The 12,156-nt window shown below is 66.3% G+C and carries 9 protein-coding genes; 1 reads left to right on the top strand and 8 read right to left on the bottom strand.

Annotated features, from left to right (window positions below):
* Positions 1-46: 46 nt before the first annotated feature.
* From IM543_03270 to IM543_03250, 5 genes are all read right to left on the bottom strand, one after another.
* Positions 47-949 carry a hypothetical protein gene (locus IM543_03270; GenBank protein ID QOY94933.1) on the bottom strand — a complete coding sequence of 301 codons (903 nt, stop codon included), beginning with the start codon at positions 947-949 and terminating at the stop codon, positions 47-49.
* 181 nt (positions 950-1,130) lie between these two features.
* The gene (locus IM543_03265) at positions 1,131-4,223 is read right to left on the bottom strand and encodes an efflux RND transporter permease subunit (GenBank protein ID QOY94932.1); all 3,093 of its coding nucleotides are present in this window, start codon (positions 4,221-4,223) and stop codon (positions 1,131-1,133) included.
* The gene (locus IM543_03260; protein QOY94931.1) at positions 4,220-5,380 is read right to left on the bottom strand and encodes an efflux RND transporter periplasmic adaptor subunit; all 1,161 of its coding nucleotides are present in this window, start codon (positions 5,378-5,380) and stop codon (positions 4,220-4,222) included. Before IM543_03260 ends, IM543_03265 begins: the two co-directional genes overlap by 4 nt.
* 52 nt (positions 5,381-5,432) lie before the next feature.
* Entirely contained in the window at positions 5,433-6,794 is a 1,362-nt protein-coding gene (locus tag IM543_03255) for a HAMP domain-containing protein (GenBank protein QOY94930.1), read from the bottom strand.
* Entirely contained in the window at positions 6,791-7,516 is a 726-nt protein-coding gene (locus IM543_03250; GenBank protein QOY94929.1) for a response regulator, read from the bottom strand. Before IM543_03250 ends, IM543_03255 begins: the two co-directional genes overlap by 4 nt.
* A 204-nt stretch (positions 7,517-7,720) precedes the next feature.
* Here IM543_03250 and IM543_03245 point away from each other — a divergent pair, with 204 nt between their 5' ends.
* Positions 7,721-8,305, top strand: coding sequence for a Spy/CpxP family protein refolding chaperone (locus IM543_03245; protein ID QOY94928.1), 585 nt, complete (start codon positions 7,721-7,723; stop codon positions 8,303-8,305).
* Positions 8,306-8,420: 115 nt separating this feature from the next.
* Here IM543_03245 and dsbD read toward each other — a convergent pair whose 3' ends face one another.
* The 3 genes from dsbD to rpoA form a co-directional block, all read right to left on the bottom strand.
* Positions 8,421-10,241, bottom strand: coding sequence for a protein-disulfide reductase DsbD (gene dsbD, locus IM543_03240; protein ID QOY94927.1), 1,821 nt, complete (start codon positions 10,239-10,241; stop codon positions 8,421-8,423).
* Positions 10,242-10,369: 128 nt separating this feature from the next.
* Complete coding sequence (gene rplQ, locus IM543_03235) at positions 10,370-10,765, bottom strand: 50S ribosomal protein L17 (GenBank protein ID QOY94926.1); 396 nt, start codon at positions 10,763-10,765, stop codon at positions 10,370-10,372.
* Between the two features lie 120 nt (positions 10,766-10,885).
* Entirely contained in the window at positions 10,886-11,863 is a 978-nt protein-coding gene (gene rpoA / locus IM543_03230) for a DNA-directed RNA polymerase subunit alpha (GenBank protein ID QOY94925.1), read from the bottom strand.
* Positions 11,864-12,156 lie beyond the last annotated feature (293 nt).

Here is a 12,156-nt window from a genome sequence, read left to right as displayed (position 1 = left end):
TGGACAGCCAGTGAACGGGACGGCCCCGCCCCGCCCTGGGCCGGTGTCAGCGCCACTGCGCCGGCGGCTTGTACTCCGGGAACATTTCTTTGAACAAGAAGGTCATCAGCTGGTCGGTATCCTGTGGCCGCGCGCTCAGCTTGACGACGCGCCCCAGGCGGTGCGAATCCCACTCGAAGTCGCCGGTCTTTTCGCGGCGGATCAGTTCGATCATCTTCTTGACCACGGCAATCTCGAGGTCCGGCTCGCTGCCCTGCTCCACCGTCACCTGCGTCAGCCAGCGGCGCTGGAAGTTCGGATTCCAGCCGCGGAACTTCAGGTCCATGCTGTGGAACGTCTTGTTCGACACCGAGAACACGCCGCCGCTCTCGTTGCGGTCTTCGCGGCCGCGGCCGTTGATGGCGGCGACGTTGGCCAGCGCATTGCGCATGCCCTTGGCCGACTCGCTCTCCTGGGCCGGCTGCTCGCTGCCGGTGGGCGCCCCGCGCTGGCGGCGGCGCGCTTCGATGAAGGCCTGCATGTCGACCGGTTTTTCTTCGTCGAACTTCTGCGGCGGCCTGGTTTCCTTGACCGGCTCTTCCGGCGGCGTGGTGATCGTGTCCGGCAGGCGCGCGATCTCGATGCGCTCCTGGCGCGGCACCGGGATGGATGGCATCGGCAGGGGCTTCGGCGCCTGCTCGCGCGGCGCGTCCGTCGGCTTCTGTTGCATCGGTGCGACGTACACCACCTGGCCTTCGTCGCCCGAGGCCGGCTTGGCCTGCTTTGCGTCCTTGTCGGGATTGAACAGCCAGATCAGGACCAGCAGCAGGTGCAGCAGGATCGTCGCGACCAGCGCCGGCCGGTTCGGCCCCCGGCGTCCGTATACAGGCACGGGACGGGCGTGCAATGGCTGGCCGCAGTGCGCGCACACGTCGCTGTGCTCGTCGTAGATGTGGGAGTGGTCACGCAAGGTCGAACGGGTTCCTGGATCGGCGTCTAATCAATACTGCATGTGTGCCGCAGTCTACCCGTTTTGCGGCTGCGGCGCAGCTTAGGGGAAGCTTAGCGCGGGGCGATGCAGCCTTGATCGATGTTACAAGATGTTTCAGGACGAAAAAACGGCAGGCGGGTCGCGCCGCCTGCCGGTGTCGTCAATGGGTCGCTTCCAGCTTGCTGAGCTGCCTGTCGGTCATCGGGCCGGTACCGCTGTACCTGTCCAGGTACAGGTAGATGACCGGGGTGATGTACAGCGTGATCACTTGCGAGAAGATCAGGCCGCCGACGACGGCGAGGCCGAGCGGCTGGCGCAGCTCGGCGCCGGCGCCGATGCCCAGCGCGATCGGCAGCGCGCCCATCATCGCCGCCAGGGTCGTCATCAGGATCGGACGGAAACGCAGGATGCAGGCCTCGCGGATCGCCTCATGCGGGCTCAATCCCTGGTTGCGCTGGGCGTCGAGCGCGAAGTCGATCATCATGATCGCGTTCTTCTTCACGATACCGATCAGCATCAGGATACCGATCATCGCGATCAGGGTCAGGTCCATGTCGAAGATCCACAAGGTCAGCAGCGCGCCCACCGCCGCCGACGGCAGGCCGGCCAGGATGGTGATCGGGTGGATGTAGCTCTCGTAGAGCACGCCCAGCAGCACGTAGATCACGCCGATCGCGGCCAGGATCAGGATGAGCTGGCTCGACTGGGTGTCCTTGAACACCGCGGCGTCGCCGCCGTAGTTGGTGATGACCGAGGCCGGCAGCTTCATGTCGCGCCCCATCTGCTCGATGGCGGCGGTGGCGTCGCCCAGCGGCACGCCGGGCGCCAGGTTGAAGGACAGCGTGATCGCCTGCAGCTGGCCCTGGTGGTTGACCGCCAGCGGGCCGACCGTGCGCCGGACGGTGGCGAAGCTCGACAGCTTGACCAGTTCGCCGGACTTGGCGCGCACCGACACCCGCGACAGCGCTTCGTCGTAGTAGCGGTCGGCCGGGGCGGCTTCCAGGATCACGAAGTAGCTGGCCGCGGTCGAGTAGATGGTCGAGACCTGGCGCTCGCCGAAAGAGGCGTACAGCACGGTGCGGATGTCGGCCATCCCGACGCCCAGCAGCGCGGCCTTGTCGCGGTCGATGTCGATGGTGGCCTGCAGCGCCTTGTTCTGCGAGTCGCTGGTGACGTCGCGGAAGCGCTGGTCGGCCCGCATGCGCTCGAGGAACTGCTCGGCCCAGCCGCCGATCTCGCCGCCCGACACGCTCTGCAGGGTGTACTGGTAGCGGCTCTTGCTCGAGCGGCCGCCCAGCTGCAGGTTCTGCAAGGGCGCCATGAACACCTGCACGCCGGCGACGCCGCGCGTGGCCTGGCGCAGCTCGTCGACCACCTGGGCCATCGGCGGACGCTCGCTGCGCGGCTTGAGCACCATGAACATGCGACCGGTATTCCCGCCACCCGTGAACGAGGTCACGTCCTTCACGTAGGGGCTGGCGCGCATGATCGCCAGCACCTGGGCCTGCAGGCCGACCAGGGCCTGCGAGGACGTGTCTTCCGATGCCTCCACCGTCACGCGCACCTGACCGATGTCTTCCTCGGGGAAGAAACCCTTCGGCATGCTCATGTACAGCACGGCGGTCAGCACGAAGGTGCCGAGCATCAGCATCAGCACCAGGGGACGGTGGCGCAGCGCCATGTCCAGCGTGCGGGCATAGCCGTCGCGCACGTTGGTGAACATCGCTTCGAACCGGCGGCCGACCCAGGACATTTCTTTCGGATCGACGTGGCCGCCGTGCTTGATCAGGCGCGAGCACATCATCGGCACCAGGGTCAGCGACACCACGGCCGACACCAGCACCGCCAGGCCGACGATCACCGCGAATTCACGGAACAGCAGGCCGATCACGCCCGGCATGAAGAAGATCGGGATGAACACCGCCACCAGCGAGATCGAGATCGAGATGATGGTGAAGCCCATCTCGCGCGAACCGACCAGGGCGGCCTGCATCGGTTTCTTGCCCATCTCCATGTGGCGCACGATGTTTTCCAGCACCACGATGGCATCGTCGACCACCAGTCCCACCGCCAGCGTGATGCCGAGCAGGGAGATGTTGTCGAGGCTGTAGCCGAAGGCGTAGAGCAGCGACAGCGCGCCCAGCAGCGAGATCGGCACGGTGACGGCCGGGATCAGGGTCGCGGTGAGGCGGTGCAGGAACAGGAAGATGACCAGGATCACCAGGATGACGGTGCCGGCCAGGGTCAGGTTGACGTCGTGGATCGCTTCGCGGATCGACACCGAGCGGTCGCTGACGAGGTGGATCTTGATCGATTGCGGCAGTTGCTGTTCGAAACGCGGCATCAGCGCGCGCACCGCGTCGACCACCGCCACGGTGTTGGCGTTGGGCTGGCGCTGCAGCATCAGCACGATCGACCGCTCGCCGTTCAGGCTGCCCTGCGCCTTGACCGACTGGTAGCTGTCCTCGACCTCGGCGACGTCGCGTACGCGCACCGGCAGGCCGTCGCGGGTGGCGACGATCACCTTGGCGAAATCGGCGGCGCGCATCAGCTGGCCCGCGCCCTGGATGGTCAGGGTCTGGCTAGGCCCGTCGAGCATGCCCAGCGGCGTATTCGAGTTGGCCGAGCGCAGGGCCGCAGCCAGTTCGTCCATCGAGATGTTGCGCGCGTTCATCAGGTCGTGCTTCGCGCGCACCCGCACCGCAAAGCGCTTGCCGCCGTTGACCGTGACCTGGGCCACGCCCGGCAGGGTCGAGATCGCGGGCGACACCAGGTTTTCCGCGTAGTCGTTGAGATCGGCCAGGTCCATCGACGGCGAGGTCATGTGCATGAACAGGACCGGGGCGTCGGCCGGGTTGACCTTGCGGTAGGACGGCAGCTCGGTCATTTCCTGCGGCAGGCGGCGCTGCGCCAGCAGCAGGGCCGCCTGGACGTCGACGGCGGCCTGGTTGACGTCGATCGATTCGTCGAACTCGAGGGTGATGTTGGTGTCGCCCTCGGTGCTCGTCGAGCTGATCATCTTGATGCCGGCGATCGTCGCGAACTGTTTCTCCAGCGGCAGCGCGACCGAGGATGCCATGGTTTCCGGGCTGGCGCCCGGCAGGTCGGCGCGGACGTTGATGACCGGCGTGTTATAGCTCGGCAGCGCGGCGACCGGGATGTGCATGTAGGCCAGCACGCCGGCCAGGACCAGGCTGATCGACAGCAGCACCACCATCACCGGACGGCGGATACACAATTCCGACAGGTTCATGCCTTGTCACCTTTCTGGGCCGCCGCCGGCGTGCCGGCCGGACGCACCTTGCCGCCCGGACGCAGGTTCTGCTTGCCTTCGGTGATGACCTTCTCGTTACCGGCCAGGCCGGTCACGGCAGCATACTCGCCAAAACCGTGCAGGCGCGCCACCTTGACCTGGCGCGCTTCGTTGCCTTCGCCCACCACGTAAACGAAGGTGCCGTGGGTATTCGTGATGATGGCGTTCTGCGGGATCACGACCGCGTCGCGCAGGGTCTGCACGGTGACGCGGGTGGAGACGTACTGGCCCGGCCACAGGCCCGTTTCGGGATTCGCGAACTGGGCCTTCACACGGATCGTGCCGGTGCTCGGGTCGACCGCATTGTCCACGAATTTCAGCTCGCCGCTCACGGGCCTGGCTTGCGCGCCGGTGCTTGCCTGCACGACGACCTTGCCCGCGCGCTGGGCCGTCAGCAATGCCCCGAGCGCCGATTCCGGCAGGTTGAACGAGACGTCGATCGGGTCGAGCTGGGTGATGGTGGTCAGCGAGGTGGCCGGCTGCACCAGCGCGCCCGGGTGGATGTCGATGGCGCCGACGCGGCCCGCCATCGGCGCGCGGATGGTGGTGTAGCTGGCGCTGACCTGGCTGGCGCGTGCGGCCGCGGCATTGCTCTGCACCAGCGCGCGCGCCGCCTCGACCTGGCTTTTCAGCGAGTCGACGGCGCTCTGGGACAGGAAATTCTGGGACGCGAGCTCCTGGCTGCGCTTGTACTGGCGCTCGAGGTCGGCCAGGGTCGCGCGGTTTTGCGCCACCTGCGCTTCGGCGCGGGCGACGTTGGCGCGATCGGCGCGGTCGTCGAGCGAGAACATGACCTGGCCCTGCTTGACGAACTGGCCTTCGCGGATGTGCACCTGGCGGATGGTGGCGGTGGTCTGCGGGTGCAGGTCGACGGTGCGTACCGGGGTGACGGTGCCGTTGGCCGAGAGCTCGACGCCGACGTCCTGCCGTTGCGGGCTCACCACGTTGACCGTGGTCGGCGGCATGCCGCCCTTGCCGCCCGGGCCCTTGCCGCCGCCGTTCTCGGCATGGGCGGCGTCGCCCTTGTTCAGGTACCAGGCACCGGCGACGGCCAGCGCCACGACGCCGACGATGAATCCCGCATTCTTGTTTTTCATGATGTCCCTTGCTGCCGGTTCCGGCGGCTCTTTCTGTAGGATGGTGTATTCGCTATTTGTTGGGGTAGTACTCCGGCAGCACCAGTGTGACCTCCAGGCCGCCTTCCGGATGGTTGGCCAGCGCGATGCTGCCGCCGTGCCGTTCCGCGATGTTGCGTGCGATGGTCAGACCCAGGCCGGTGCCGCCCGATTCGCGCGAGCGCGAGGTCTCGACGCGGTAGAACGGGTCGAATACCCGGCCCAGCTCGCTCGCCGGAATGCCGGGGCCGCTGTCGCGGATACGCACGCGTGCCGCGCCGCCCACGCGGTCGACGCAGACACGCGCATCGCGGCCGTACTTCACCGCATTGTCGATCAGGTTGCCGAGGCAGCGGCGCAGGTCCAGCGGACGGCCCAGCAGGGCCATGCCGGCATGGCCCTTGAGCTCCACCTGCTGGCCGGCATCGACGGCGTCGGCGCACACGGCTTCGAGCAGCGAGTCGAGGTCCAGCATCTGCATGTTCTCGGTGGTATCCATGCTGCGCGCCAGCACCAGGCCTTCGCGCACCATTGCCTGCATGGCGGACAGGTCGCCGATCAGGCGTTCCTGCAGTTCGGCGTCCGCCACCTTCTCCAGGCGCAGGCGCATGCGGGTCAGCGGCGTTTGCAGGTCATGCGTGATGGCCGCCAGCATCTGGGTGCGCTGGAAGATGTACTGGCGGATCCGCGCCTGCATCGCGTTGAAGGCGGCGCTGGCCTGGCGAATCTCGCTGGCGCCATTGAGTTCGAGCGGCGCGCGGTTGATGTCCTGGCCCAGGTCCTGGGCGGCGCGCGCCAGCACCTTCAAGGGGCGGGTGGTCATGCGCGCCACCACATAGGCCAGCGCGGCGATGCTCACCAGGAACAGGCCGATGGTGCTGCGGTAGTCGGTTTCCGGGCCGGTGAAGGACGAGCGCGGCGGCAGCACCGACAGGCGCAGCTCCTCGCCGTCGCGCAGGCGCACGTTCAGGGTTTCGCAGGCGCCTTGCCACTGGGTGCGGATCAGGCCGTAGAGCACGGTCTGCTGGTGCGGCATGTCGCACGAGGCGGGCCGGAGCCCGGCCGAGTCGATGCCGTAACCGTCGCCGAGGCGTGCCGCCAGCGAACGCGCGAACCAGCTGCGGCTGGCGGCCAGCGGCTGCGGCGCGCCGACTTCGAGGCGCAGGCCCGGGCGGTTGGCCACCGACAGGTAGACCGAGCGTGCCGAGGTCGGCACGATTTCCGTGGCCATCACCAGTTGTTCGGCGCGCTCGAGCAGGTGCTGGTCGCGCTGTTGTTCGATGACGCGCTTGCGTTCGAGGTCGGCGGCCAGCTGGGTCAGTGTTGCCGAGATCAGGATACCGAGCAGCAGCGTGATGAACACGCGCCCGGTCATCGATCCGAGGAAGGCTTTCACGCAGGCTCCACGGTTACCTGTCCGGCCAGCACATAGCCACCGTTGCGCACGGTCTTGATGATCTGCGGCATGCGCGCGTCCTCGCCCAGCTTCTGGCGCAGGCGGCTGATCTGGATGTCGATCGAGCGGTCGAAGGGATCGGCGTCGCGGCCCTGGGTCAGGTTGAGCAGCTGGTCGCGGTTGAGCACACGGTTCGGGTGCTCGAGGAACACGCGCAGCAGGCGGAACTCGGCGCCCGAGAGCATGATCACCATGCCCTGCGGATTGACCAGGTGGCGTGCGGTCAGGTCCAGGGTCCAGCCGGAGAAACGCATCTGCTGCACGTTCTCGGACGGGGTATTGGACGGCATCGCGTGCGAGCGGCGCAGCACGCTGCGGATGCGGGCCAGCAATTCGCGCGGCTCGAAGGGCTTGGGCAGGTAGTCGTCGGCGCCCATTTCGAGGCCGAGGATGCGGTCGAGCGGCTCATTGCGGGCGGTCAGCATGATCACCGGCAGGCTCGAGGTGGCGCGCAGCTTGCGGCACAGTGTCAGGCCATCGTCGCCGGGCATGTTCAGATCGAGCACGATCAGGTCGGGACGGGCGTCGTCGAGCGCTTTCCACATGCCGGTGCCGTCGGCCGCCGACAAGCTGCGGTAGCCGTTCGATTCCAGGTAGTCGGCGAGCAGGCTGCGGATGTCGCGGTCGTCGTCGACGATCAAAATCGTAGAGGGATTATCCATGATCGTAATTATCCGCATCTACAGCAAGCATGGACAGCGGTTTTGTATCGGCTTGTATATGCCGATAGGCGCGAAACATATTGATACAAAGAACCGGACAGGGGAAATCCCGCGGTTACAGTTTGTGGCGATGATGGGAACCGTGCAGCGAGCAGTCCGGATGCAACGTGCACACCTTACTGACTCTGACCAAAGGAAATTACCATGAACACCGTCCGCAAGAATGTCCTGAAGAATGTTGTGATTGCACTGAGCGCGGTCGGCATTGCCGGCGCCGCGATCGGCGTGCAAGCCCAGACCGCTGCCCCCGCCGAAGGACGCCATGGCCACGCCATGAGCCAGGAACGACACGCCGCCAAGCGCGCCGAGTTTCGCGCCCTGAGCCCGGAACAGCGCCAGGCCAAAATGGCCGAGTTCCGCGCCAAGCGTCTCGAACAGCGTGCCGCCCGCCAGGCCAGGCTGGCGGACGCGCTCAAGCTGACCCCGGCCCAGCAGCCGGTGTGGCAGGCTTTCGTGGCCACCATGACGCCGCCGCAAAAAGGTGAACGTGCCGGCCAGCGCCTGAGCAAGGAAGCGCGTGCCGCCCTCACCGCGCCGCAGCGCATGGAACGCCGCATCGCCATGCAAAAACAGCGCACCGCCCGCATGGAAGCCCGCCTGTCGGCCCTGAACAGCCTGTATGCGGCCTTGAGCCCGGAACAGCGCAAGGCGTTCGACGCGCAGCAGCGGCGCGGTGGCGGCCGCCATCATGGCGGCCACCGCGGCCATGGCATGATGATGCGCGGCTAAGCGCCCCGCAAACGGCCAGGCCCGCTCCCTGTCGCGTCAGGGAGCGGGCCTGGTTCTTGGTAGTCATGTGACAGCACGCCTCACGGGGCGACGAACGGCCTTGAGTGGCGGCCCGTCAGGCCGAGGGCAGCCTGGCCAGCGAATTCAGGAACTTGCCGGCATCCTGGTAGCCGATCACGCGGCTGTCGGGGATTTCCTTGCCGTCACGGTCGAACAGGATGATGCCCGGCGGGCCGAACAGCTTGAAGCGCTTCAGCATCGCCTTGTCTTGCGCGTCGTTGGCGGTCACGTCGACCTGCAGCAGGACCGTATCGGCCAGCTTCGCCTGCACCGCCGGATCGACGAAGGTCAGCTTTTCCATCTCCTTGCACGACACGCACCAGTCCGCATAAAAGTCGAGCATCACGGTCTTGCCGCCGCTGCCGGCCAGTTCGCGGTCGAGGTCGTCCACCGTCTTGATGCGCTTGAATACGAGTTCCTGATGCGCGCTATCGGTCAGGTGCGCCAGCGGGGCAAGCGCATCGCGCCCGCCGGTTGCGGCGCCGACCAGCTGCACGCCGCCCAGCAAGGCGAAGGCGGCGCCCGCCGCCATCGCCATCCAATGCCTGTGCTTGCGCAGCAGGTAGAAGCCATAGCCGAACAGCAGCGCCGCCCAACCCAGCATCTGGACGATCGGCGGCAGCACCGGCGACACCAGCCACAGGGCCATGGCCAGCATCAGCACGCCGAACAGGCGCTTGACCGATTCCATCCACGCCCCTGCGCGCGGCAGCAGCGAGCCTGCCGATATGCCGACCAGCAGCAGCGGAATGCTCATCCCGACCGCCATCGCGAACAGCGCGGCGCCGCCGATCAACACGTCGCGGGTCTGGCTGATGTAGACCAGCGCGCCGGCCAGCGGCGCGGCCACGCAGGGGCCGACGATCAGCGCCGAGATCGCGCCCATCGCGAACACGCCCAGCAGCTTGCCGCCCGACTGGCGGCTCGATACGCCGGCCAGCCTGCTTTGCAGCCCGCTCGGCAACTGCAGCTGGTAGAAGCCGAACATCGACAGGGCCATCGCCACGATCAACAGGGCGAAGGCGCCCAGCACCCACGGGTTCTGCAGCGCCGCGGCCAGGCCCTCGCCGGCCAGGCCGGCGGCCACGCCCAGCGCCGTATAGACGATCGCCATCCCGAGCGAATACGTGAGCGACAGGATGAAGCCGCGCGCGCGGCTGACCTGGCGGCCTTCGCCGACGATGATCGAGGACAGGATCGGCACCATCGGCAGCACGCAGGGCGTGAAGGCCAGGCCCAGGCCGAGTATCACGAAGGCCGGAACGATCGCCAGCAGGCGGCCGCCTTCGAGGACGCCGGCGATGCCGGCCAGTTCGGACGGCTGCGCAGCGGAGGCGGCCTCGGGAGCCGGCGCCGCGGCCGGCGCCGCCGGGGTGTCCATCTGCGGCGTCGACGACAGCGCTGCGGTCGACATCTGCGCCGCGCCGGCGCCGCTCGACAGCCGGGCGCTATGCTCCTGGGGCGGATAGCACAGGCCGGCGTCGGCGCAGCCCTGGCTGGTGGCAGTCAGGGTAAACGGCGCGCTGCCTTCGACCGGGATGCGGACCCGCAGTTCGCCTTTGTAGGTCTCGACATCCTTCTGGAAAGTCTCGTCGAACTTCACCTTCCCGGGCGGGAACGTGGGACTGCCGAGCTGCGCGCCGCTGGCGCGGAAGGCGAAGCGCTCGCGGTACATGTAATAGCCCTCGGCGATCTGGTAGCGCACCTCGACCGTCTGCGGGTCGAGCATGCGCGCCTCGAAGCGGAAGGCGATCGCGGGGTCGAGGAAGTCGTCGGCGGCCCGGGCGCTGCCGGCACCCGACAGCAGCAAGGCGGCGAACAGCACGATGCAGGCCTGCAGCAGCCCGCGCGAAAAACGGTGGAGCGTGAAGAACATGGTATCCGATGAGTTGTTACTGCGCACCGGCATGGTACACCCGGGCGCGTTTTCATGTGTAACGGCCGGTCGGCGTACGGGCGAAAAAAAACCAGGCCGAAGCCTGGTTCTCGCGTCGCGGAAAGCGATTACTCGGCGGTCGGTGCTTCTTCAGCCGAGGTGACTTCCGGACGGTCCAGCAGTTCGACGTAGGCCATCGGCGCATTGTCGCCCACGCGGAAACCCATTTTCAGGATGCGCAGGTAGCCGCCGTTACGGTTGGCGTAACGTGGGCCGAGTTCAGCGAACAGCTTCTGCACCATTTCGCGATCGCGCAGGCGGGCGAATGCCAGGCGCTTGTTGGCCAGGGTGTCGGTCTTGCCCAGGGTCAGGATCGGTTCGATGACGCGACGCAGTTCCTTGGCTTTCGGCACGGTGGTTTTGATGGCTTCATGACGCAGCAGCGAGACGGTCATGTTGCGCAGCATTGCCAGGCGGTGGGACGAGGTACGGTTCAGCTTACGGAGGCCGTGACGGTGACGCATGGTACTTCCTTTCGAGTGTTTAATATCCAGTTCTTCGATCGTTCATGCTTGCGCATGCCCGCGGACCGGTTCTAGGGGTTTAAAACTGCCCGGACAACATTGCTCGGGCAGGTGCAGCAATTATTTTTCGAGACCAGCCGGCGGCCAGTTTTCCAGCTTCATGCCCAGGGTCAGACCACGGGATGCCAGCACTTCCTTGATCTCGTTGAGCGACTTGCGGCCCAGGTTCGGGGTCTTCAGCAGTTCGTTTTCCGAACGCTGGATCAGGTCGCCGATGTAGTAGATGTTCTCGGCCTTCAGGCAGTTTGCCGAACGGACGGTCAGTTCCAGGTCGTCCACCGGACGCAGCAGGATCGGATCGACCAGCGGAGCACGCGACGGTGCTTCGGCGGCGGCTTCGGTGCCTTCCAGGGCGGCGAACACGTTCAGCTGGTCGACCAGCACGCGTGCCGACTGGCGGATCGCTTCTTCCGGGGTGATGACGCCGTTGGTCTCGATGTTGATGATCAGCTTGTCCAGGTCGGTACGCTGCTCGACACGGGCCGATTCCACGGCGTACGACACGCGGCGCACCGGCGAGAACGACGCGTCCAGGATGATGCGGCCGATGGTCTTGTTGGTGTCTTCCGACAGGCGACGCACGTTACCGGGAACGTAGCCGCGGCCCTTCTCGACCTTGATCTGCATGTCGAGCTTGCCGCCGGCGGTCAGGTGAGCGATCACGTGATCCGGGTTGATCAGTTCCACGTCATGCGGCAGGTCGATGTCCGATGCCAGCACCGCGCCTTCGCCTTCCTTCTTCAGGGTCAGGGTGACGGAATCACGGTTGTGCACCTTGAACACGACGCCCTTCAGGTTCAGCAGCAGGTCGACGACGTCTTCCTGCACACCGTCCAACGACGAGTACTCGTGCACGACACCGGCGATCGTCACTTCGGTCGGCGCGTAGCCGACCATCGACGACAGCAGCACGCGACGCAGCGCGTTGCCCAGGGTGTGACCGTAACCACGCTCGAACGGCTCCATCACGACTTTAGCGTGGCCGGCACCGAGTGCTTCGACATCGATGATACGTGGTTTCAACAGACTGTTTTGCATGAAATGTCCTTTTCAATACCCTCGGTTCGTTACACCGATAAGGCTGATGGCATTAATAGAAAGCGCCTGCTCGACGAGCAGGCGGTGAGACGAATTCGATGAACGACCGAAGTGGAGGAATATGGATTCTTGCAAATCCGGTCTTCGTTGCGAGGCCGAGCCTTCGCTCGCTGCACTCGCACACCACCACGTCGTACCCGCCACTGGCGGCTCCAACTTTCCGCGCAGGCGGGAACCCAATTTTTCGCAGCTGAGCCACCAAAATTGGATCCCCGCCTGCGCGGGGACGACAT

Source organism: Massilia sp. UMI-21 (assembly GCA_015277795.1).
In the GTDB taxonomy this organism is placed as follows: Bacteria; Pseudomonadota; Gammaproteobacteria; order Burkholderiales; family Burkholderiaceae_D; genus Telluria.
The sequence above is the reverse complement of the archived record's forward strand: the minus strand, read 5'-3'. Positions and strand labels throughout refer to the sequence as shown.

Bases quoted from the DNA above. Each gene is read 5' to 3' on its own strand.
- dsbD (QOY94927.1), bottom strand. From the start codon at position 10,241: ATGTTCTTCACGCTCCACCGTTTTTCGCGCGGGCTGCTGCAGGCCTGC.
- IM543_03260 (QOY94931.1), bottom strand. From the start codon at position 5,380: ATGAAAAACAAGAATGCGGGATTCATCGTCGGCGTCGTGGCGCTGGCC.
- rplQ (QOY94926.1), bottom strand. From the start codon at position 10,765: ATGCGTCACCGTCACGGCCTCCGTAAGCTGAACCGTACCTCGTCCCAC.
- IM543_03265 (QOY94932.1), bottom strand. From the start codon at position 4,223: ATGAACCTGTCGGAATTGTGTATCCGCCGTCCGGTGATGGTGGTGCTG.
- IM543_03245 (QOY94928.1), top strand. From the start codon at position 7,721: ATGAACACCGTCCGCAAGAATGTCCTGAAGAATGTTGTGATTGCACTG.
- rpoA (QOY94925.1), bottom strand. From the start codon at position 11,863: ATGCAAAACAGTCTGTTGAAACCACGTATCATCGATGTCGAAGCACTC.
- IM543_03250 (QOY94929.1), bottom strand. From the start codon at position 7,516: ATGGATAATCCCTCTACGATTTTGATCGTCGACGACGACCGCGACATC.